The sequence below is a fragment of the endosymbiont of Riftia pachyptila (vent Ph05) genome, assembly GCF_000224455.1.
In the GTDB taxonomy this organism is placed as follows: Bacteria; Pseudomonadota; Gammaproteobacteria; order Chromatiales; family Chromatiaceae; genus Endoriftia; species Endoriftia persephonae.
Genome location: NZ_AFOC01000027.1, coordinates 16,000 through 37,707, shown reverse-complemented (window position 1 = coordinate 37,707; position 21,708 = coordinate 16,000). Strand labels below are relative to the sequence as shown.

Below are 21,708 nucleotides of genomic sequence, written 5' to 3'. Positions count from 1 at the left end.
TCTGTTGTTGGGCGTTGTTGGTGCCTTTCTCGGTGGTCTTATGTTCCAGTTTCTGGGATTGTCGAGTGACGGTTTCATCGGCTCGTTGATTACCGCCATGGTGGGGGCGATTGTGATATTGGTAGTCGCTGGCAGGTTGAAACGGGGGTGATGATGGCGGACCAGGGCGGCCCAATCGGCAGAGNGGATGTGTTGCGCATCGCCTGCCTGGAGGATGACCCGATGCAGTCCACACTGTTGCAGGAGTGGCTGCAAGGGGCGGGCTATGTCTGCCGTGCCTTTGCTGCTGCCGATGCCTTTATCCGGGAGTTGCGTCAGGAGTCCTATGACCTGCTGATCATGGATTGGGAGCTGCCACAGAGCAGTGGCCTTGAAGTGCTCGGTTGGGTGCGGAATGAACTCGATTGGAATATCCCGGTGCTGTTTCTGACCCACCGTGACAGCGAGCAGGATATTGTCGAGGCGCTGGAGCTGGGGGCGGATGACTTCCTGAGCAAGCCGATCTCGCAGCCCATCGCTCTGGCCAGGGTTAGGGCACTGGCACGGCGCAATGCCCGCATCAGTGGTCGGCGCGGGGTGCTCGAACTGGGTCACTTCAGGCTTGAGAGGGAGAGCAAGACGCTGCTCTACCAGGGCGAGGATAGGGGCCTCACCGAGAAGGAGTTCCAGCTCGCCTGGATCCTCTTCTGCAACGTCGGCCGGCTGCTCTCCCGCGACCACCTGCTGGAGACGGTCTGGGGGGTGGGCCCGGGGCTGATGACCCGTACCGTCGACACCCACATGAGCCGTCTGCGTCGCAAGCTCGGTCTGCTGCCGGAGAACGGCTGGCGGTTGAAGGCGGTCTACCATCAGGGCTACCGGTTGGAACAGCTGTCCACTGGGATCTGAGCCGGCTGCCAACCCCATAAATCAAAGATTTGTTAGGATACTGCATCGACTGCAGTCATCCTCACGTCTAACAACTATGAAACGCTCTATTCGCTGGCTGCTGCTCTCCCTCGTCCTGTTTTGGCTGTGCGCGCAGGCAGCAGATGATGAGCCAGAGTGGCTCTACACCATGCGCCCGGGAGACAACCTGTGGAGCCTGGCGCAGCGCTATCTGGGGGATGGCGGGGCCAGCGTCAAACTGCAGCGATACAACCAGATCGATGCCGCCACCAAGATCCCACCGGGCACCCGAATTCATATTCCGCTGAGCTGGATGCAGCAGCAACCGGCTGTCGCCCGGGTAGTGCAGTTGCGGGGTGATGTGGTGTTGCAACATTCGGGGAGACAACCTGAGCCACTGACCCTTGGCGGGCGGCTGTGGATGGGCGACAGCCTGGAGCTGGGCGAGGCCGCTTCAGTCACCATCGAACTGGCCGATGGCTCACGCCTGCTGCTCGGACCGGGTAGCCACATCACTATGGACCGGCTCTCCGCCTATGGCGACACTGGCATGGTCGACAGTCGCTTTCGGCTGCAGCGTGGCCGGGTGGAGAGTCGGGTCAGGCCCCTCAAAGGGCCCGGTTCCCGCTATGAGATCTCCACCCCGGCGGCGGTGACTCTGGTGCGTGGCACCGACTTCCGGGTTGGGGTGGAGAGCGGCAGCGGCATCAGCCAAAGCGAAGTGGTGAAAGGGGAGGTCGCAGTGAATGCGGCTGGCGAGTCGGTCAAACTCAAGGCCGGATTCGGCACCCGCATCGAGCCGGGCAAGCCGCCGCTGGCGCCGCGGCCGCTGCTGCCGCCCCCCGATCTTTCAGCCCTGCCTGAGCGGCTCGATGCCGTCGCGATCACCCTCGACTGGCCAGATCAGAAGGGGGCGGTTGGCTATCGGCTGCAACTGCTGGCCAGTGGGGATGATGCCCTGCTTGCGGCGCACCAGCTTGAGCAGTCGCGAATCGACGAGTTGGTGCTGTCACCTGGGCGCTACCAGGTGCGGATCCGCGGCATCGATGGGCTGGGTCTGGAGGGGCTGAGCAGCCGCCATCTGCTTGAGGTGGTGAAGCCTCTGCCTGCTCCATCGCCTGAGCCAGAACCGCAGCTAAGACTTGAGCCGCCGGCGTTTAATGGTGCCTGGGTTAGCTTTCGCTGGAACCAGCCACCCAAGGCGAATCACTATCGTCTGCTGATCATCTCTGAACAGACGGGGTTGCCGCTCTTCTCCCGTCGGTTTGAGACGACAGTGCTGAGCTTGCCACTACCGCCACCGGGTCGTTATCGGGTGTCAGTTGAAGCCTGGCTCGCGGTCGAATCGCGCTGGCTGCGCTCCAACCTCTACCGACTGGTGATCCCCCCGTCCTGGGCGCTTCCATGAGCGTCGCCAATGGCACCTTACGCCAGGTTAAGCGCCTGCTGCTGCCGCTGTTGCTGGCAGGTGTAATGGTGCTGCTGGCGGCCAGCGGTTGGCTCTGGCGCCTGGATAATCTGCTCTACGATCTGCAGCTTGGCTGGCGAGGCTCGGTTGCGGCGGACGACATCATGCTGGTGGCGGTGGACGATCAGAGTCTGGCCGAGTTTGGCCGCTGGCCCTGGCCCCGTGAGCGCCATGCGCAGTTGATCGAGATCCTGACCCGGGCCGGTGCGCGGGCGATCGTGATGGATCTGCTGTTCGCCGAGCCCGATCCCGCTAACCCTCAAGGCGATCGCCGGCTGATCCAGGCGGTTGCCGCCAGCGGCAAGGTCTTCATGCCGGTGGTGGTGGAGGAGCTGCAGCTCGGTGGGCAGCTATTGGAGAGCCTGCCGCTACCGCAGTTGACCGAGGTGGTGGCGGGGCTGGGGCATGTCCATATGGAGCTGGATGACGATGGTATCGCTCGCGGCATCTACCTGCAGGAGGGGCTTGGCGAGGCCTTCTGGCCGCATCTGATGCTGACAGTGTTGCAGAGCCTGGAGCCTGCTCGCTTTCCGCCCGCGGAGCAGTCCGGGCCCGCGACTATGNCAGCGAAGCGCTTCTCCATCGTGCGCCAGGGACACCGGCTGATCCCCTTCGCCGGTCCGCCGGGCCACTTTCCCCGGCTCTCTTACGCGCAGGTGCTGCGCGGCGCGTTTCATCCTGACAGCCTGCGTGATCGCATCGTGTTGGTGGGGGTGACGGCTACCGGTCTGGGGGATGTGTTGCCGACCCCGCTCTCCGGCCGCGGCCAGCCGATGGCAGGTATCGAGATCAATGCGAACATTCTGCAGAGCCTACGCAACGGCGAGGCGGTTAAGCCGCTGGCTCGCCACTGGCAGCTGCTCCTCACTGGGCTGCTGGTGGCCCTGCCGCTGCTGCTCTACTCGCGTTTGCCGCCGCGTCTGGTGCCGCTGTTGGCTCTGGGGTTGATCCTGTCGTTGTTGCTCTTGAGCCTGATGGTGCTGCAGTTTGGAGGTATCTGGTTTGCGCCGTCGGCGGCGCTGCTGGGGCTGGTGCTGAGCTATCCCCTGTGGAGCTGGCGGCGACTGGAGCAGATGGTGCTCCATCTCGATCAGGAGCTACAAAGGCTGAGTCAGGGGCCGCAGCTGTTGCCTGCGCCGAATGATTTAAAGGATCTGCAGCAGGGCTTGGAGTCGATTGCCGCCACTCTGCCTCTGCAGGGGTGGTGTGTGGATGATGCATTAGGTGCGCGGCTGGCCCAGGCGGGGCGCCAGCCCGACCCGTCGGATGACCTGCTGCAGGCCGGCTGCTGGTCGCGGCTGGGGCGTTCATTGTGGACACTGTTGCCGCGCGGTACGCAGTATTGGCGGCTGGGGCTCTGCTGGCCGCCCGGCGAGCTGCCAAGAGGGCGCGGCCAGGCGCTTCTCGACGACTTTGTCCGGCAGTTTTCGATCCCTCCAGCGGCGGCCTCTGCAAAGGGCTCGCAGCGGTTGGAGCAACGCATCCGCGAGGTGGAAGCGGCGAACCAGCATCTGCGCCAGCTGCGTGACTTCATCAACACCGCCCTTGGGCAGATGGATGACGGTCTGCTGGTGCTCGATTCGATCGGCAGGGTGGTGCTGGCCAACCCGCGGGCAGCCTTTTACCTCGGTCTGACGCATGAGTCCGAACTGCACGGCCAGCCCGCGCTGACATTTCTGAAACCGCTACAGATTGTCGGCGATCTACACTGGGAGCCGCTGTTGCGCGAGCTGCTGCTGCGGGGGGACGGCTGTCGCTTCGAGGCGTTGCGGTTGCCAGATACCGAGCTGTTTGTGCAGCTCAGGCCGCTGCACCCTGAAACAGCGGGCATGTTTGGCATGATCGTCACGCTTTCGTTCATCGGCACCCTGAAGCAGAGTGAACGAGCGCGGGCGCGGATGGTGAATTTTCTCTCCCACGATATCCGTTCGCCACTCACCTCCCTGCTGGCGCTGACCCAGTCGGAGCAGGTGCTGCAGGCGGGCAGCCGGGAGTTGGCGACCCAGGTTGCTCCCTATGCGCGCCGTGCACTCAAGTTGGCGGAGGATTTTCTGCAACTGGCGCGGGCCGAGTCGGTGGAGCGCAGCGCGTTTACCGATACTGATTTTGTCTCGGTGGCGCACAATGCGGTGGACGAGGTCTATGTGCAGGCGCAGGCACGCAATCTCCGCCTGCAGCGGCAGTTCGAGGTCGAGGAGGTCTGGCTGCAGGCCGATGCGGGGCTGCTGGAACGCGCGCTGATCAACCTGCTGAGTAATGCGATCAAGCTGGCGCCGCAGGACTCCCAGGTCGAGATCATGCTGCGTTGTGACGGAGACCAGCTCGATTGCTGCGTCAAGGATCGCGGGCCGGGGATTCCCCAGGAGCGTCTCGAGGAGCTGTTCCTGCCGTTCAGGAGCGACCTGGGCCATGAGCCAGTGGGGCGGGGGGGCATCGGCCTCGGTCTTAACTTCGTCAAGCTGGTAGCCGAGCGCCACGGCGGTTCGATCGAGGCGCGCAACCGGCTCGAGGGAGGCGCGAGCTTCTGTCTGCATCTGCCGGTCGAAGTGTGATTTGTCTCGGCTGATGCAATCCGGGGGGTGAAGCAGGCATAATCGGCTTTTGAGCCAACTGCAGACCCGGAGGCCGAGATGCCGCAATACCGATCCCATACCACCACCCACGGCCGCAACATGGCGGGCGCCCGCGCGCTGTGGCGCGCCACTGGCATGCAGGATGCCGACTTTGAGAAGCCGATCATCGCAGTGGTCAACTCCTTTACCCAGTTTGTACCCGGCCATGTCCATCTCAAGGATATGGGGCAGCTGGTGGCCCGCGAGATCGAGGCCGCTGGTGGTGTGGCGAAAGAGTTCAATACCATTGCGGTGGATGACGGCATCGCCATGGGCCATGGCGGCATGCTCTACTCGCTGCCGTCGCGCGACATCATCGCCGATTCGGTGGAGTACATGGTCAACGCCCACTGTGCCGACGCCATGGTCTGCATATCCAACTGTGACAAGATCACCCCCGGCATGCTGATGGCCTCGCTGCGCCTCAATATCCCGACAGTGTTCGTCTCCGGTGGCCCAATGGAGGCGGGTAAGGTGAAGCTGGCGGGCAAGGGTGATCTAAAGCTCGATCTGGTGGACGCGATGGTCTCTGCGGCTGATCCCGAGCAGAGCGATGCTGACGTGGCTGCCATCGAGCGCTCCGCCTGCCCTACCTGTGGCTCCTGTTCCGGCATGTTCACCGCCAACTCGATGAACTGTCTGACCGAGGCGCTAGGGCTGTCGCTGCCGGGCAATGGCTCGCTGGTGGCGACTCACGCCGAGCGCAAGTCGCTGTTCCTGCAGGCGGGCCGCCTGGTGGTGGAGATCACCAAGCGCTACTACGAGCAGGATGATGAAAGCGTACTGCCGCGCTCCGTCGCTAGTGCTGATGCGTTCGAGAACGCCATGAGCCTGGATATCGCCATGGGCGGCTCAACCAACACCGTGTTGCACCTGCTGGCCGCCGCTCACGAGGCGGGGGTGGCGTTCACTATGGCCGATATTGACCGGCTCTCGCGCAAGGTGCCGAATCTCTGCAAGGTGGCCCCGGCGACCCCACAGTATCACATGGAGGATGTGCATCGTGCCGGCGGTGTGATCGGCATCCTCAGCGAGCTCGACCGGGCTGGCCTGATCCACCACGATTGCCCCACGGTGCACAGCGCCTCCCTGGGCGAGGCGCTGCAGAGCTGGGATATCACCCAGGGCGGTATGGATGCCAAGCGCCGCTTCCTGGCCGGCCCCGGCGGGGTACCGACCCAGGTGGCGTTTAGTCAGACCGCGCAGTGGCCCTCTCTGGATCTGGACCGGGCGGAGGGCTGCATCCGTGATATCGAACACGCCTACTCGCAGGATGGCGGGCTGGCGGTGCTCTACGGCAATCTGGCGGAGCAGGGGTGCATCGTTAAGACTGCCGGCGTCGACGAGTCGATCCTCAAATTCTCCGGGCCGGCGCGCATCTTCGAGAGCCAGGAGGCGGCGGTGGAGGCGATCCTCGGTGACCAGATCCAGGCCGGCGACGTGGTGCTGATACGTTACGAGGGGCCGAAGGGCGGCCCTGGCATGCAGGAGATGCTCTATCCCACCAGTTATCTGAAGTCGAAGGGGCTGGGCAAGGCCTGCGCGCTGATCACTGATGGGCGCTTCTCTGGCGGTACCTCTGGGCTCTCCATCGGCCACTGCTCACCGGAGGCCGCCGAGGGCGGCAATATCGGCCTGGTGAAGGAGGGCGACACCATCGAGATCGACATTCCGCAGCGGATCATCCGCGTTGCGCTCTCCGACAAGAAGCTGGCGTCGCGGCGTGAGGCGATGGAGGCCAAGGGCGATAAGGCGTGGCAGCCGAAGAAGCGCAAACGGCAGGTCTCCCAAGCATTGCAGGCCTATGCGGCGTTGACCACCAGTGCGGCCAGAGGCGCGGTGCGGGATCTCTCCCAATTGAAGCGTTGATCTCCGTTCGTTCCTGCTCCGGCGATGTCTGCCGGAACGATATTTTTGATGGTTGTCAAAGCAGCCATGCCTGGACTGTCTAATACTGTCGGCTTAGACAGAATCCAGACAGAATCCAGACAGAATCCAGACAGAATCCAGACAGAATCCAGACAGAATCCAGACAGGAGCAGACAGGGTAATGAGTGTGATCTCCCAATCCATGACTGAGGACCACCGGCGTTGTGATGAGTTGTTTGCGGATGCCGAATCGGCTGCTGCAGATAACGACTGGTCGCGGGCGCACAGTAATTATGATGCCTTTCGCGAGGCGATACTGCACCACTTCCGCATGGAAGAGGAGCTGCTTTTTCCTCGCTTTGAGCAGCAGACCGGTATGACGATGGGGCCGACCCAGGTGATGCGCAGCGAGCATGCGCAGATGCGTGAGCTGTTTGAGGAGATGGAGGGGGCGGTGGTCGCACAACAGCAGGATCGCTTCCTCGGTCTGTGTGAGACCCTGCTGATGCTGATGCAGCAGCACAACGCCAAAGAGGAGCAGATGCTCTACCCAATGACGGATCAGGCCCTGGGCAATGCCGCTGCTGGCGAGCTGCTGGAACAGATGCGGGCGCTGTGACAGGAGGGGTGAAATGGAGGTCAGTCTTGATGTCAGTATGCTGGAACCCTGCGAGCCCCTGGATCGCACCCTGGAGTCGGTTGAGCAGCTGAAAGAGGGGGACTACCTATTGGTGATCCACCGCAAGGAGCCTTTGTTGCTCTACCCGTTGTTGGCGCAGCGGGGATTTTGTTACCGGCTGCGCAAGGGCGGGCCTTCGGTCTATCAGGTCCTCATCTGGCGCGAACAGGATGCGGCTGCCGAGGCGGCCGTCAATAAACGGCTGGCGGGTAACTAGCTTGACCTCCACCGCCTCCCTGTCGCTGGAGCAGGCGCCACCGATCTCGGTGCCGTTTCGCTTTTTTCTTACCGCACCGCTGTTTTTGCTGCTGGCCTCTCTGTTGCTGATGCTGGAGGGTGCGGCGGTGCTGATGGATCGCTGGTCGCCGCTGACCCTGTCGATGACCCATCTATTTACCCTGGGGGTGTTGGGCCAGGTGATGATGGGGGCGATGTTGCAGATGCTGCCGGTGTTGGCAGGTTCGCCGGTGCCGCGGGTGGTGCCGTTGGCCACCACTGTGCATCTCGCAACCTCGCTCGGCACGCTGGCGCTAGTGGCCGGTTTCCTCGGTGCCGGAGCGCTCTGGATGAAGCTGGCGGTGTGTCTGCTGGCAGGCGGGTTTACGTTCTTCATCAGTGGGGTCGGGATCGCCCTGTGGCGGGTGGTTCGAGTCAGCACCACGGTGATTGCGATGCGCCTGGCGGTGCTCGGGCTGCTGGTGACGGTGCTACTGGGGCTCTATCTGGCGGCAGCTCAGTTGTGGAAGCTGCCCTATGTTGATCTGATCATGCTCACCAATACTCACCTGGCTTGGGGCGGTACGGCCTGGGTGGGGTTGTTGATCGTCGGCGTCGGTTATCAGGTGGTGCCGATGTTCCAGTTGACCCCAGAGTACCCGGTGCGGCTGCAACGGCTCTTCGCGCCACTGCTGTTTGCTGCGCTGCTGGTCTGGTCCCTCGACTACTGGTCGGTCTCGGCTGCGTCCTGGCTGGCATTGCTGGTTGGTTCTGGCTTCATGCTGTTTGCGCTGGTGACCTTGTATCTGCAGCATCAGCGTCGCCGCAAACTGGCCGATGTGACCCTCAATTTCTGGCGTCTGGGGCTGGGGCTAGTGGTGCTGGCCTGGCTGCTGATGCTGACCAGAGCTCTTTCGGATTTTAATCTTGATCTGTGGTTGGGCGTCTGTCTGATCTTCGCCGTGCTCTCGATCATCAACGGCATGCTCTACAAGATCGTGCCGTTTCTCAGCTGGTTCCATCTGCAACACCAGAAGACCGCCTCGCTGGCTGGCGGCGGTCCGCGGATTCCGAGCATGAAAGAGCTACTGCCGGATCGTTTCGCCCGCCGCCAATGGTATCTGCATCTGCTGGCACTGCTGCTATGGGCTGGGGTGCTGGCTGTTGGTGACAGTTTGACGCTACCGGCGGGTCTTTTTTTGGGGCTATCTTCCCTGCTTCTCTGCTACAATTTGGTGCGCGTTGTTCTGAAGTTTCGCCATCTGCAGACTGAACTTCGGGCAGCTGCCCCGGCGGGGGCGGTTGATCAACACTATTAGAATAATGGGAAAGACCGGGAGCCAGCCTTGCCATTTAATCTGCGACAGACCTATCTCTTTGCGCGGCTAGACGATGATCAATTCCAGCAGGTCACTGAATTCAGCCGCACTATCAAACTGAATGATGGCCAGATGCTGTTCCAGGCGGGTGATGCGGCGGATCGCTTCTTTCTCGTCACCACCGGCCAGATTAAACTCTACCGGTTGGCGATGAACGGCAACGAAAAGGTCATTGAGATCATCTCTCCCGGCCACACCTTTGCTGAGGCGCTGATGTTTCTGGAGAGCCCAGGCTTTCCGGTGAATGCCACCGCTATGGGCACGACTGAACTGGTGACGATTGATAACGCCCAGTTTCTGACCATGCTGCGCGGTTCGGTGGATACTTGTTTCCGGCTGATGGCTGATATGAGTCAGCGGCTCAAGCTGCTGATCAAAGAGATCGACGACCTCACCCTACAGAGCGCCACCGGTCGGGTCGCCGGCTTCCTCTGGGGCAAGTGGGATGCGGTCGGCGCAAACATCGAGTTGGAGGCACCCAAAGGGGTGCTGGCGTCGCGGTTGTCGGTCAAGCCAGAAACCTTCTCACGTATCCTGCACAACTTCTCTGAACAGAATCTGATCAAGGTGAAGGGGGGGAGTATCACCGTGCTCGACCCTGAAGGCTTGCATGCCCATGCGGAGTCTGCAGGCATCTGCGGTGGCAGCCTGTCGCCCTGATCATCCCTCGGTGTTTTTCCTTTCCATGTAGGCGCGTTGCTGGCGCGCGGTGCGCTCGCTTGCAAGGTTGGCGTCATCGCCCTTGAAAAACGCCCAATACTCCCCAACTTTGTGGACATCAACAGAGTTTACGGAGTAGTTAGCCATGCGAATGGATCGTTTGACGAGCAAGTTTCAGATGGCCCTGGCGGATGCCCAGAGCCTGGCCGTGGGACGCGATCACCAATTCATTGAGCCGCTGCACCTGATGAGCGCACTGCTCGACCAGGAGGGTGGCACGGTACGCCATCTGCTGGCCCAGGCGGACGTCAACATCAATCTGCTGCGCTCAGATCTGAGCGCAGCCACTGAGCGTCTGCCGAGCGTCGAGGGGGCGGCGGGGGATCTGCACATCTCCAACGACCTCGGGCGCTTGCTCAATCAGACCGACAAACTCGCCCAACAGCGCAAAGATCAGTACATCTCCAGCGAGCTGTTTGTGCTCGCTGCTGTCGATGATAAGGGTGAGCTGGGCGAGATACTGCGTAAAGCAGGGGCGAACAAGCGGGCGGTTGAGCAGGTGATCGATAAGGTGCGCGGCGGTCAGTCGGTGGACGACCCCAATGCAGAGGATCAGCGACAGGCGCTGGAGAAGTATACCATCGACCTCACCGAGCGCGCCGAGCAGGGCAAGCTCGACCCGGTGATCGGCCGCGATGATGAGATCCGCCGTACCATTCAGGTGCTGCAGCGGCGCACCAAGAACAACCCGGTTTTGATTGGCGAACCCGGCGTCGGTAAGACCGCCATCGTCGAGGGGTTGGCTCAGCGCATTATCAATGGTGAGGTGCCGGAGGGGCTGAAGAGCAAACGGCTGCTCTCTCTCGACATGGGAGCGCTGATTGCCGGCGCCAAATTCCGCGGTGAGTTCGAGGAGCGCCTGAAGGGCGTGCTCAACGATCTGGCCAAGCAGGAGGGGCAGATCATCCTGTTCATCGACGAGCTGCACACCATGGTCGGTGCCGGCAAGGCCGAGGGCGCGATGGATGCCGGCAATATGCTCAAGCCGGCGTTAGCGCGCGGCGAGCTGCACTGCGTTGGCGCCACTACCCTGGACGAGTATCGCCAGTATGTGGAGAAGGATGCGGCCCTGGAGCGCCGCTTCCAGAAGGTGTTGGTGGAGGAGCCGAGCGTGGAGGACACTATCGCCATCCTGCGTGGCCTCAAGGAGCGCTACGAGGTGCACCACGGAGTGGATATCACCGATCCGGCCATCGTCGCCGCAGCGACCCTCTCCCACCGCTATATCACTGACCGTCAGTTGCCCGACAAGGCGATCGACCTGGTGGACGAGGCGGCCTCGCAGATCCGCATGGAGATCGACTCCATGCCTGAAGAGATGGACCGGCTAGAGCGGCGTCTGATTCAGCTCAAGATCGAGCGCGAGGCGATGAATAAGGAGACCGATGAGGCCTCGAAGAAGCGCTTGGCCCATCTGGAGAGCGAGATCGAGCGTCTGGAGCGGGAGTTCTCCGACCTGGAGGAGATTTGGAAGTCGGAGAAGGCGGCGCTGCAGGGCACCACCCACATCAAGGAGTCGCTGGAGCGGGCCCGGCTGGAGATGGATACGGCGCGCCGCGCTGGCGATCTGGCACGCATGTCGGAGCTGCAGTACGGTCGTATCCCGGAGTTGGAGAAACAGCTCGATATGGCGGCCCAGGCGGAGATGCAGCAGATGAAGCTGCTGCGCAACAAGGTTACCGATGAGGAGATCGCCGGGGTGGTCTCGAAGTGGACCGGCATCCCGGTCTCCAAGATGCTCGAAGGCGAGCGCGACAAGCTGTTGCGAATGGAACAGGAGATCGGTCGGCGGGTGATCGGCCAGCAGGAGGGTATCAAGGCTGTGAGCGATGCCATCCGCCGCTCCCGTGCCGGGCTTGCCGATCCCAGCCAGCCGAATGGCTCGTTCCTCTTCCTCGGCCCCACCGGTGTTGGCAAGACCGAGCTGTGTAAAGCGCTGGCGGAGTTCCTGTTCGACACCGAGGAGGCAATGATCCGCATCGACATGTCGGAGTTATGGAGAAGCACTCGGTGGCACGGCTGATCGGCGCACCCCCCGGCTATGTCGGCTATGAGGAGGGCGGCTATCTCACCGAGGCAGTGCGCCGTCGACCCTACTCGGTGATCCTGATGGATGAAGTGGAGAAGGCCCACCCGGATGTCTTCAACGTGTTGCTGCAGGTGCTCGATGACGGACGTCTCACCGACGGCCAGGGACGCACGGTCGATTTTCGCAACACGGTGATTGTGATGACCTCTAACCTGGGGTCAGAACTGATCCAGGAGAAGTCGACTGAGGAACAGTACGGTGTGATGAAAGAGGCGGTGATGGAGGTGGTGCGTTCTGCCTTCCGTCCTGAATTCATCAACCGGCTGGATGAGATCGTGGTCTTCCACCCGCTGGCTCGGGAGCAGATCCGTGCCATCGCCACGATCCAGATCGACTATCTGCGTCGCCGTCTGGCGGATCATGAGATGGGATTGCAGATCAGCGATGCCGCCCTCGATCGGTTGGGTGAGGCGGGTTTCGATCCGGTCTATGGCGCTAGGCCACTCAAGCGTGCGATCCGCCAGCAGTTGGAAAACCCACTGGCGCAGGAGATCCTGGCTGGCAAGTTTATGCCGGGGGATGAAGTTCGGGTGGAGCTGGCGGAAGATGGGCTGAATTTTAGTAAGGGGAGCGGAGCAGACTAAGAGGGGTATTTCTTGTGAAGGTGTGACTCTGTCGCTTGTGGCGGGAAAAAGAATCTCCTAGCGTGCAGGTTCTTAAGAAGGATTTCAGAGGTTCCTGCCGTGAACAGAGTCATTTTGCTGCTTTTCCTGTGCATGTTCTCCCTTTCGGCACAGGCGTTGGAAGGATATGTGGAGGCCCTTCTGGGCTCTGTTGATGTGGAGGGTGTGGAGACGGGCACATACACCTCCACAGAGACAGGAACCATGAGCGGTGCACTAAAGTATGGCTCCACCCTCGGTCTCGGGCTCGAGGTTGGTCTGCGTAATTTCGAAGAGCATAATGTGCTGCGGGCCAGCCTCTCCTGGCATTTCGCCGGGGCCGAGCTGGATAGCGCCAGCATCACGACCAATGGGGGTTCTGAGCTTGCGTCGGGGAGCTATGTGGTATCGAGCGCAGAGCTGAAAAGCGTCGGTCTCAATTTTGATAACGATATTCATGTCGTTCTGGCAAACCTCTATTACGAACTCCCGATCGGGATGGATCTGTTCCCATATGTTGGTCTGGGGTTGGGTGTGGCAGATGTTGAAAATGCCGATGGCACAAGCGCTGCGGGCGCGGTTTCGCTGGGTCTACGTATCGAGAGACCGGATGAAACCTATTGGGCCCTGAGATATCAGCGATTCGCTATCGGCAGTATCACGGACAAGCTGGGTATCACCTATGGGGATATCGGCTTCGACATCATCACTGTGACAGTCGGTATGAATTTTTCGCTCTGAACTGGATGTGGGGGGAGAGCCTAGCGATCTCGGGCTTATCGAGCAGACAGCCGCAGATATTTTTCATGTAGCTGCTCAGTGGCGGCTTTCAGCGCGGCGAGATCGCCGCTGTTTTCGATCAGATCATCGGCTATGGCTCTACGGCTTGCGCGATCCGTCTGGGCAGCAAGAATCTGGCGGATCTGGATTTCTGAAAGCGCATCGCGCTGCCGGATCCGCTTGATCTGTAGCGCCTCAGGCAGATCCACCACCAGGATTCGGTCGGCGCTGTAATTATGTCCGCTCTCCAGCAGCAGCGGGACGACAACGACGGCATAAGGGGTGTCCAGCCTTTGCAGGCGTCGCGCCACCTCGGCCCGAATTCGCGGGTGGAGGATCTGCTCCAGTTGGTGCCGCTTTTCCTGCGCATCAAATACAATCCGTCGCAACCTGGCACGGTTGAGCCGGCCATCGGCGTCAAGCACCTGCTTGCCGAACTGGTTGATGATCTCTTGCAGAGCCGGCATGCCTGGAGCGACCTGTTCGCGGGCGATGAGGTCTGTATCGATCACCGGCACACCCAACTCTTCGAAGTATCGGGAGACGGTGGACTTGCCGCTGCCGATGCCGCCGGTGAGGACCACCAGCATCAGCCAAGCCCCGACCACTGCAGATAGGCATGGTTGATCGAGTCACCCCAGAGCATGGCGATCCAGCCTGCGGCGGCCAGATAAGGGCCAAACGGGATCGGCAGGTTGCGCTCGCGACCACGCAGCAGGATCAGCGAGATCCCGAGCAGGGCGCCGACCAGGGCGGAGGCCATGATCGTTAGCGGCAGGTATTGCCAGCCGAGCCAGGCACCGATGGCGGCGAGCAGTTTGAAATCGCCGTAGCCCATGCCCTCTTTTCCGGTGATTCGCTTGAATATCTGATAGACGCTCCACAGGGTGAGGTAACCGGCGGCTGCGCCTATCACCGCCGACTCCAAGTCGCTGAATAATCCGTCCAGGTTGAGCAGCAGCCCTGACCAGAGCAGTGGCAGGGTGATGTTGTCAGGTAACAACTGGGTGTCGAAGTCGATCATCGTCAGGGCGATCAGGGCCCAAGTGAAGCCCATCGCTGCCAGCACCTGCCAACCGGGATCGAAATGGTAAGCGACGATCAGGGTAAGTAGGGCGGTGGCTGCTTCAACCAGCGGATAGCGGATGCTGATGGGGGTGGTGCAGTCGGAGCAGCGTCCTCTGAGTAGCAGCCAGCTGATGACCGGGATGTTCTCCCAGGCGCGGATCTGGTGACCACACTGGGGGCAGCGGGAGGGTGGGTAGGCGAGGTCGAGTCGCTCCTCATCGGTGGTGGCTGGCTGCTTTAGCAGTTCCAGGCAGTCGCGTTGCCACTGCCGCTCCATCATCCGTGGTAGGCGCAGGATGACAACATTGAGAAAGCTGCCGATGGTCAGGCCGAGCAGGCCGCTGAAGATCAGGTAGATGGCCAGGTTTTGTTGTAGGAAGCTGAGCATGGCGATGTCAGGGTGCCTTTGCGGCACCACCTTGCGTGGTATGAGAACAAAGCACGTGGATGGGGCAGAATCAGCCGAGCACCGCGGAACCCATCTTGAAAATCGGCAGATACATGGCGACCACCAGACCGCCGATCAAGGTACCGAGGATCACCATGATGAGCGGTTCGAGCAGGCTGCTGAGCGCATCCACTGCGTTGTCTACCTGCTCCTCGAAGAAGTCGGCGACCTTGGATAGCATGTCGTCGAGAGAGCCTGACTCCTCGCCGATCGAGACCATCTGGATCACCATGTTGGGGAATATGTGGCGTTGGCGCATGGCCAGCTGTAGGGACTGGCCAGTGGCGACATCTTCACGCATGCGCAGTACCGCCTCGCTGTAGACTACATTGCCGGTGGCGCCAGAGACCGACTCCAGCGCTTCGACCAGGGGAACGCCGGCGGATGACATGGTGGAGAGGGTGCGGGCGAAGCGTGCGATTGCCGCTTTGTTCATGATGGGGCCGATGATTGGAATCTTAAGCAGGATCCGGTCGACCGTATGGCGGAATTTTCGCGAGCGCTTCCATGTGCCGATCAATATGTAACCTGACAGGATGGCGCCGCCAAGCATCGCCCACCACCAATTCTGCACCACATGGGCGATGTTGATGACGACGCGGGTAAACACAGGCAGGTCGGCGCCAAAGCCCCGGAACAGTTGCTCGAACTGGGGGATGACGAAGATCATGATGATCGCGGTGACGATGATAGCGACCAGGACCACCGCGGCGGGGTAGAACAGCGCCTTCTTGATTTTGCCCTTGATTGACTCGGTCTTCTCCTTGTAGAGCGCAATCTTGTGTAGCAGGGTCTCCAGCACACCGGCATGCTCGCCGGCTTTTACCAAGTTGCAGAACAGGTCATCAAAATGGAGTGGGTGTTTCTTGAGCGCATCAGCCAGTGCGGTGCCGCCCTCCACATCGGACTTGACGCTGAGGATCAGATCCTGCATCGAGGGGTTTTCGTGGCCACGTCCGACGATCTCGAACGCCTGCACCATCGGCACGCCGGCGCTCATCATGGTGGCGAGCTGACGACTGAAGACAGCGATGTCGGCGCTTTTGATCTTCCTCTTGCGACTTGTCAGAAATGAGGTCGTCTTTTTTCTGACCTTCAGCGGATTGATGCCCTGACGCCGTAGTTCAGCCCGTACCAGGGCAACATTGGTGGCGCGGGTCTCGCCGGTGATGCGTGAGCCCTTGCGATCAGTGCCTTCCCAGGCGTAAAGACTGGCTTTTGGCTGTGCTTTTTTAGCGGGAGGCGCCATGGTTTAGTCCTTGGTTACCCGGTTGATCTCGTTGAGGCTGGTGAGGCCTGCCTTGACTTTGCGCAGGCCGGAGGCGCGCAGGTTGTCGATCCCCTCCAACTGGGCCTGCTCCTGCACTTGCAGCGAGGTGCAGCCTGCCATGATCAGCTTGCCCATTGCCTCGGAGACAGGCATCACCTGGAATATGCCTATGCGACCTTTATAGCCGTTGGTGCACATGTCGCAGCCGACTGGCTTGTAGACGGTAATGCCTTCGTCGATCTCAGCATTGTTGAAGCCCTCTTCCAGCAGCGCCTCGCGGGGTAACTCTTCGGCGGCCTTGCAGTGGTCGCAGAGCCGTCGCGCCAGTCGTTGTGCCATGATTAACAGCACCGAGGAGGCAATGTTGAAGGGCGGAATGCCCATGTTGGCGAGGCGGGTCAGGGTCTGGGGGGCGTCGTTGGTGTGCAGGGTGGAGAGTACCAGGTGGCCGGTCTGGGCCGCCTTGACCGCGATCTCCGCAGTCTCCAGGTCACGTATCTCGCCGACCATAATGATATCCGGGTCCTGTCGCAGGAAGGCGCGCAGCGCCGTGGCGAAGGTGAGCCCGGTTTTCGGGTTCATGTTGACCTGGTTGATGCCCGGGACCTGGATTTCGACCGGATCCTCGACGGTGGAGATATTGACCTCGGGTTTGTTCAGTAGATTGAGGCCGGTGTAGAGGCTGACCGTCTTGCCGCTGCCGGTGGGGCCGGTGACCAGGACCATGCCGTAGGGCTTCGCGATCGCCTCGAGAAACGCCTTCTGCTGCTCCGGTTCGAAACCGAGTGACTCGATGCCGATCTGCGCGCTGGTGGGGTCGAGGATACGCAGCACCACCTTTTCACCATGCAGGGTGGGGCAGGTGTTGACGCGGAAGTCGATGGAGCGGCTCTTGGAGATCTTCATCTTGATGCGGCCGTCCTGCGGCACGCGACGCTCCGCGATATTCATGCGCGACATCACCTTGAGGCGGCTGGTGAGGCGGTTGGCCAGGTTGGCGGGGGGCGAGGCGACCTCGTGTAGCAGGCCATCAATGCGGTAGCGGATGCGGTATTTGCGTTCGTAGGGCTCCAGATGGATATCCGAGGCGCCGGCGTTGATTGCATCCAGCAGTATCTTGTTGACGTAGCGCACCACCGGCGCTTCGTCCACATCCAGTTCGCCATCCGCCGGTTTTGAGTCCTCACCCCCGGAGATATCCAGGTTGTCCAGGTCAGTATCCAGCAGGTCGTCCATGCTGGTGTCTTGGGCATCCAGAATCAGGCTGATCAGCTTGCTGAGCTTGTTTTCTTCCACCAGGATCGCCTCGGAGGCGAGGCCGGTGTTGAAGCGGATCTCGTCGAGTCCCTGGTGGTTGGTTGGGTCGGAGACGGCGAGGAAGAGGCGGTTGCCGCGTTTGAACAGCGGCAGGGCGTGGTGGTTGCGGATCAGTTTCTCATCCACCAAATCCCGCGGCATCAGGTCGGTGTCGACCACATCAAGATCGAAGATCGGCACGCCAAAACCACGAGAGGCGGAGACCGCGATCTCAAGGCTTGTAAGCAACTGGTTTTCGACCAGGTAAGTGGCAAATGGGATGCTCTGAGAGAGGGCATCCTCAAATGCGGCGGAGGCATTTTCCTCGGAAATCAGGTTGTCCTGGATAATACAACGGGCCAGGCCGCTGAGGTTTGCTTTGGGTTTGGTGCTGGCCATCCTGTCGATATCTTCCGCGCTGGTGGAGAGGTTGGGGGCGGTCGGGCCAGTTCAACCCATGAGGCGGGCTGAGTTTGGAAATGGTGTTCAATAACCGCCGCAACCAACTGATCTTATTGCCCCAATATAGCCCCTGCCGGGGGTGATATCAATTTGCCCAGGGTGTGCGCCATCACGCTTTTTAGCGTCGAATGGGTGGAAGTCAGCTGCCGGTGTTTGTTGCACACCTAAAGGTGCCTGCGGTCTGGTTCCGGGTGCATTGGATGCTGGCTTCAGCGTAGTTGATGTCGGTGACGGTCAGGATGTAGCCGGTTGCGATGTCGGCGTTGAGCGCGGCCACCGAGTAGTTGTAATTGTTGCCGTCACCATCGGGGTGCCAGGCGAGGTTACCTGTCTGCAGGTCTATTGGGTTGCCATCCGCTTCCCAACTGCCAGCGATGTAGGTGTTGTTCTCCAGGAAGTAGTCTTCCAGAGCCAGGCGTAGAGGTTCGGCGTTCATGCGCGCGGCGCTGAAGCGGGCCTCTTCGATGTAGCCGTTGTAGGCGGGAATGGCGATGGCTGAGATGATGGTGATGATGGCGATGGTGATCATCAGTTCGATAAGGGAAAAGCCGTTGGAGTGGCATACCTTGGTTTTCATGTCGTTCACCGCTATTTAAAGGTACCTGGGAAGGCGTTGGAAACAGCTCAGCCATTGTTGGTCTGAGAGTAATATCACCGGATCACTCTCGCAAAAACGGGGAAGCTGGCCGTTTATGCCAGCTTCCCCAATCCCAATTTTAGCCGATCCGATGGCAGGGGTTAACTGCCTGTACGCACCGGATTGTAACTAATGGCGCCGTTGACGGTGATGGTTGCAATCTCTTGCGCTACGCCGGTGCCGTCACCTGCCGGGTCGTAGGCGGGGCGAGTCAACGTTAGGTCACTTGCGTCCGTGCCATTGCCGCCGACGACGATGACATCGCCTGCCCCATTGGCTGCCTGGGCAAACGCTGCGTCGCCACTGGGAGCGGTGCCGCCGCTGTTGTTGAGTGCGGTGATCCACTCAGCTGTTGTGTCGGTAGGAAAAGTACCGCCACGGGCGACCACAGATTGGCGTCGGGACATCTCGGAGCGAACAAAGTTGATGCCCTCTTCATAGGCGGTATTCACTCGTGTGACGTTCGCTTCAGTAATGTAGCCGTTATAGGCCGGGATGGCGATAGCGGCCAGGATGGCGATGATCGCAACTACGATCATCAGTTCGATAAGTGTGAAACCAGATTGGTTTTTCATTGCTGCATTCTCCTCAAAATACCTGTTGGGCGGTGAAGGGCTGCCCAAAACCCGGAGCGTTTGGCCGGTGGCCGTCACTGGTGATGTCTACGCAGTTTCTGTGCCACGAGGATGGAATGGCGCTTATGTTCTGATGTAATTCAAATATTTCAATTGGTTATGCACTGCGTTCAGCTCTAAGATCAGGGCGGATTACACCGGAACGCATACAAGGAATTAAAGTGAGGGCCTCAAGTGTCACTAAGTGACATTTTTTGTCACCTGTGGCTGAGGGTTCTCAGTGAATGCCAGCAAGAAAAACTGCAGAGAGCGGTCTCGCGTGACGATAACTGTGGAGATCGCGGTCGGCATGGATCTCGCTAGTGTGGTGACAGACCGATTGGGATCATAAAAGTGGAACCTAAATCCTGGCTGCTGGTTGGCTTCCCAGCCAGAATTAGGTGTTGAATGGTCACACAAACAGGCAGGGTAGAGCGTTGAAGGCAGGGGTTTCGCAAGTCAATGAGATGATGGGGCCGGACCGGAAAAGTGCGCGGCGGCTCCTTGTGTTGCTGACATCGCTGACGCTTTTCTGGATGCTTTCCCTGTTTTTGATAAGGACGGTGGGTTTTTTTGTTCGCCGTGCCGACTCCAAGGTCTTCCACTCGCTGTCGGTTGAGGAACTGCTGGCGGGAGGTCTGGGGGGTGACCTGCTGCTGTTTGCTACAGCATTGATCGGACTCTACCTGTTGGTGGGGGGCGTGGTCTGGTGGGTAACAACGCTGATTGCCCGCAAGCACCATTTGAATGGTCAAGTCTACTTGCTTGCCGGGCTATCGTTCTGGCTGCTCAGTGTGTTCTGGCTGCTGTTGTCAAACGGCCTGGAGTTTCCCCGTTCGCGTTATACCTTCATCGTGAGAGGATTGACCGGGACAGGCTATGCCGAATCTGTCTCGCTTCTGGCCGGTACACTGATTCTGGGGTTGGTGGTTTATGCTGCCCTGTTGCAGTTGCGTGGTTGGTTGCCAGCAGTGCGGAAACGCCCGACTCGAATCGGTGCGGTGGCAGTGGGGTTGGCGCTGTTGCTGGCAATCCCCCTGTTTTTTCCCGCGGTGCCCCTGTCTGAGGCTGGTGCATCCAATCGTCCCAATATCATTGTGATTGGCGTCGATTCCCTGCGTCTGGATCATGTCGGATATTTCACGGCTGGAGAGGGATCGACCCCGGCAATTGATGATTTTCTAAACTTCGCTGCTGTTTTTCCTGAAACGATTACGCCATTGGCCCGGACTTTCCCAGCCTGGAGCAGCATTTTGTCCGGGCGTTATCCGAAGAGTACCGGGGCAAGATATAACCTGATCGACCCGACCCGAGTTGAGATGGATGAAAATCTGGCCTGGACACTCAAGAAGATCGATTATCAAACTATCATCGCGATGGATGAGAGGCGCTTTGCCAACTTCGATGCCAGCTATGGTTTTGAGCAGGAGGTGGGGCCGAAGATTGGCGTAGGGGATTTTGTGCTTGCCAGCATCAACGATACGCCGTTGACCAACCGTCTGCTCGATACCTGGTTGGGCCGGCTGCTTTTTCCCTACAATTATCTGAATCGAGGAGTCAGTGAGACCTATCAGCCAAAATCTTTCCTTGACCGGCTGAAGTACGTGATCACTCAGCGCGATCGGCACAAGCCGCTGTTTCTGGTCACCCATTTCTGCCTGCCTCATTGGCCCTACTACTGGTCGCAGACTTCACTTGATGCCAGCCAAACAGGTGATACGCTTTCGAACCGGATGTTCTTCTACCGGAGCGCGGTGGCCGAGGTTGATGCGCAATTCAATGATCTGATGAACGCCCTGCGGGAACAGGGTGTGTTGGAGAATGCGATTGTGGTGTTGTTGTCTGATCATGGCGAATCGCATGGTGAGACGCTGCAGGCCTATACCGAGGTTGGCGCTGGCGGGGCATCAACTAGGCAGGGTTTTGATCCGTTACGGATGATGGTTGAGCGGGAAGACTGGGGGCACGGAACCAATATCTTGAGGCGTGAACAGCATGCAGTGGTTTTGGGGATAAAAGGTTTCGGGCAACACCAATTTCCCCCTGGGAGACGCTCACAACGGGCTTCGCTGATCGATATCGCGCCCACTCTCTATTCACTGGTCGGGATTAAGCGGGGGCAAGTTGAATTTGACGGGCGCTCGCTGGTTGCTTCTTTGGAGACTCCTTCAAGAGAACCTATAGAGCGTTCTTTCTATCTTGAATCAGGTTTCTCTGTGCCAGCTATCATTTCGATCAAGCCTGACATGGAGGTCGTTATGGCGCAGGGGCTGCGCCACTATGCCGTGAATCGTGATAATGGACGCCTTGAAGTCAGCAAAAAATCGCATCACCACATCATTGAGAGCAAACAGCGCGGTGTGCTGATCGGGGATTGGCTGATGTTTGCAGTGAAAGGCAAGGGAGAGGACGACTCGCAACTGGTCGGTCTGCTCAATGAGAAAACCCGGGAGTGGACCACAGCCTTGGACTCAGAGTTTGCCCGGAAGGCCCCGCTGCGGCGTCTGCAGAAAGCCCTGGTGGATTTCTATGGCGATGAGGCGAAGTTTGACTTCGCAGGCTTACCGGAACGTCTGGCCAAGTTGGAACGCCAGCCTGAATAGCGGATTTC

At 60.0% G+C, this 21,708-nt stretch carries 18 protein-coding genes and 1 pseudogene; 12 read left to right on the top strand and 7 right to left on the bottom strand.

Annotation, left to right across the window (positions count from 1 at the left end; translation table 11 throughout):
* Positions 1-4: 4 nt before the first annotated feature.
* The 9 genes from RIFP1SYM_RS05930 to RIFP1SYM_RS05890 all read left to right on the top strand — a co-directional run bounded on the left by RIFP1SYM_RS05930 (position 5) and on the right by RIFP1SYM_RS05890 (position 9,771).
* Entirely contained in the window at positions 5-151 is a 147-nt protein-coding gene (locus RIFP1SYM_RS05930) for a GlsB/YeaQ/YmgE family stress response membrane protein (RefSeq protein ID WP_005960821.1), read from the top strand.
* Positions 151-888 carry a response regulator transcription factor gene (locus tag RIFP1SYM_RS05925; protein WP_240992027.1) on the top strand — a complete coding sequence of 246 codons (738 nt, stop codon included), beginning with the start codon at positions 151-153 and terminating at the stop codon, positions 886-888. Before RIFP1SYM_RS05930 ends, RIFP1SYM_RS05925 begins: the two co-directional genes overlap by 1 nt.
* A 76-nt stretch (positions 889-964) precedes the next feature.
* Entirely contained in the window at positions 965-2,296 is a 1,332-nt protein-coding gene (locus RIFP1SYM_RS05920; RefSeq protein ID WP_005960819.1) for a FecR family protein, read from the top strand.
* Positions 2,293-4,908 (top strand): CHASE2 domain-containing protein, encoded by a 2,616-nt coding sequence (locus RIFP1SYM_RS05915; RefSeq protein WP_005960818.1) that lies wholly within the window; start codon positions 2,293-2,295, stop codon positions 4,906-4,908. The genes RIFP1SYM_RS05920 and RIFP1SYM_RS05915 overlap by 4 nt, the downstream gene beginning before the upstream one ends.
* A gap of 78 nt (positions 4,909-4,986) precedes the next feature.
* Entirely contained in the window at positions 4,987-6,837 is a 1,851-nt protein-coding gene (gene ilvD, locus RIFP1SYM_RS05910) for a dihydroxy-acid dehydratase (RefSeq protein ID WP_005960817.1), read from the top strand.
* A 181-nt stretch (positions 6,838-7,018) separates the two neighbouring features.
* A complete protein-coding gene (locus RIFP1SYM_RS05905) occupies positions 7,019-7,456 on the top strand; it encodes a hemerythrin domain-containing protein (RefSeq protein ID WP_005960816.1) in 438 nt (145 codons plus the stop codon).
* Between the two features lie 13 nt (positions 7,457-7,469).
* On the top strand, positions 7,470-7,733 hold the full coding sequence (locus tag RIFP1SYM_RS05900) for a DUF2249 domain-containing protein (protein WP_005960815.1): 264 nt from the start codon (positions 7,470-7,472) through the stop codon (positions 7,731-7,733).
* A 1-nt stretch (position 7,734) separates the two neighbouring features.
* Positions 7,735-9,051, top strand: a complete 1,317-nt coding sequence (locus RIFP1SYM_RS05895) for a hypothetical protein (protein WP_005960814.1) — start codon at positions 7,735-7,737, stop codon at positions 9,049-9,051.
* Between the two features lie 27 nt (positions 9,052-9,078).
* Positions 9,079-9,771: a Crp/Fnr family transcriptional regulator gene (locus RIFP1SYM_RS05890; RefSeq protein WP_005960813.1), complete on the top strand. Its 693-nt coding sequence runs from the start codon at positions 9,079-9,081 to the stop codon at positions 9,769-9,771.
* Here the strand turns inward: RIFP1SYM_RS05890 and RIFP1SYM_RS17900 are convergent, their stop codons facing one another.
* Complete coding sequence (locus RIFP1SYM_RS17900) at positions 9,772-9,918, bottom strand: hypothetical protein (RefSeq protein WP_010082966.1); 147 nt, start codon at positions 9,916-9,918, stop codon at positions 9,772-9,774.
* On the opposite strand from RIFP1SYM_RS17900, the pseudogene clpB reads away from it, so the two are divergent.
* Together clpB and RIFP1SYM_RS05880 are read left to right on the top strand one after the other, a co-directional pair.
* A pseudogene (gene clpB / locus RIFP1SYM_RS05885) lies at positions 9,917-12,504 on the top strand (ATP-dependent chaperone ClpB). The gene RIFP1SYM_RS17900 and the pseudogene clpB overlap by 2 nt on opposite strands.
* Before the next feature lie 99 nt (positions 12,505-12,603).
* The gene (locus tag RIFP1SYM_RS05880; RefSeq protein ID WP_005960810.1) at positions 12,604-13,263 is read left to right on the top strand and encodes an outer membrane beta-barrel protein; all 660 of its coding nucleotides are present in this window, start codon (positions 12,604-12,606) and stop codon (positions 13,261-13,263) included.
* A 35-nt stretch (positions 13,264-13,298) separates the two neighbouring features.
* Here the strand turns inward: RIFP1SYM_RS05880 and coaE are convergent, their stop codons facing one another.
* From coaE to RIFP1SYM_RS18975, 6 genes are all read right to left on the bottom strand, one after another.
* Complete coding sequence (gene coaE / locus RIFP1SYM_RS05875) at positions 13,299-13,892, bottom strand: dephospho-CoA kinase (protein ID WP_240991626.1); 594 nt, start codon at positions 13,890-13,892, stop codon at positions 13,299-13,301.
* Positions 13,892-14,758: a prepilin peptidase gene (locus RIFP1SYM_RS05870; protein WP_039959840.1), complete on the bottom strand. Its 867-nt coding sequence runs from the start codon at positions 14,756-14,758 to the stop codon at positions 13,892-13,894. The genes coaE and RIFP1SYM_RS05870 overlap by 1 nt, the downstream gene beginning before the upstream one ends.
* Positions 14,759-14,828: 70 nt before the next feature.
* Positions 14,829-16,067, bottom strand: coding sequence for a type II secretion system F family protein (locus tag RIFP1SYM_RS05865; protein ID WP_005960807.1), 1,239 nt, complete (start codon positions 16,065-16,067; stop codon positions 14,829-14,831).
* Between the two features lie 3 nt (positions 16,068-16,070).
* Complete coding sequence (gene pilB / locus RIFP1SYM_RS05860) at positions 16,071-17,783, bottom strand: type IV-A pilus assembly ATPase PilB (RefSeq protein WP_005960806.1); 1,713 nt, start codon at positions 17,781-17,783, stop codon at positions 16,071-16,073.
* 202 nt (positions 17,784-17,985) lie between these two features.
* A complete protein-coding gene (locus RIFP1SYM_RS18570) occupies positions 17,986-18,423 on the bottom strand; it encodes a type IV pilin protein (RefSeq protein ID WP_006474484.1) in 438 nt (145 codons plus the stop codon).
* Between the two features lie 161 nt (positions 18,424-18,584).
* Positions 18,585-19,058: a prepilin-type N-terminal cleavage/methylation domain-containing protein gene (locus RIFP1SYM_RS18975; RefSeq protein ID WP_006474483.1), complete on the bottom strand. Its 474-nt coding sequence runs from the start codon at positions 19,056-19,058 to the stop codon at positions 18,585-18,587.
* Between the two features lie 476 nt (positions 19,059-19,534).
* Between RIFP1SYM_RS18975 and RIFP1SYM_RS05845 the strand changes: the two genes are divergently transcribed.
* On the top strand, positions 19,535-21,700 hold the full coding sequence (locus tag RIFP1SYM_RS05845) for a sulfatase-like hydrolase/transferase (RefSeq protein WP_139042075.1): 2,166 nt from the start codon (positions 19,535-19,537) through the stop codon (positions 21,698-21,700).
* Positions 21,701-21,708: the final 8 nt, after the last annotated feature.

Bases quoted from the DNA above. Each gene is read 5' to 3' on its own strand.
- RIFP1SYM_RS05920 (WP_005960819.1), top strand. From the start codon at position 965: ATGAAACGCTCTATTCGCTGGCTGCTGCTCTCCCTCGTCCTGTTTTGG.
- ilvD (WP_005960817.1), top strand. From the start codon at position 4,987: ATGCCGCAATACCGATCCCATACCACCACCCACGGCCGCAACATGGCG.
- RIFP1SYM_RS05905 (WP_005960816.1), top strand. From the start codon at position 7,019: ATGAGTGTGATCTCCCAATCCATGACTGAGGACCACCGGCGTTGTGAT.
- RIFP1SYM_RS05900 (WP_005960815.1), top strand. From the start codon at position 7,470: ATGGAGGTCAGTCTTGATGTCAGTATGCTGGAACCCTGCGAGCCCCTG.
- RIFP1SYM_RS17900 (WP_010082966.1), bottom strand. From the start codon at position 9,918: ATGGCTAACTACTCCGTAAACTCTGTTGATGTCCACAAAGTTGGGGAG.
- coaE (WP_240991626.1), bottom strand. From the start codon at position 13,892: ATGCTGGTGGTCCTCACCGGCGGCATCGGCAGCGGCAAGTCCACCGTC.
- RIFP1SYM_RS05870 (WP_039959840.1), bottom strand. From the start codon at position 14,758: ATGCTCAGCTTCCTACAACAAAACCTGGCCATCTACCTGATCTTCAGC.
- RIFP1SYM_RS05865 (WP_005960807.1), bottom strand. From the start codon at position 16,067: ATGGCGCCTCCCGCTAAAAAAGCACAGCCAAAAGCCAGTCTTTACGCC.
- pilB (WP_005960806.1), bottom strand. From the start codon at position 17,783: ATGGCCAGCACCAAACCCAAAGCAAACCTCAGCGGCCTGGCCCGTTGT.
- RIFP1SYM_RS18570 (WP_006474484.1), bottom strand. From the start codon at position 18,423: ATGAAAACCAAGGTATGCCACTCCAACGGCTTTTCCCTTATCGAACTG.
- RIFP1SYM_RS18975 (WP_006474483.1), bottom strand. From the start codon at position 19,058: ATGAAAAACCAATCTGGTTTCACACTTATCGAACTGATGATCGTAGTT.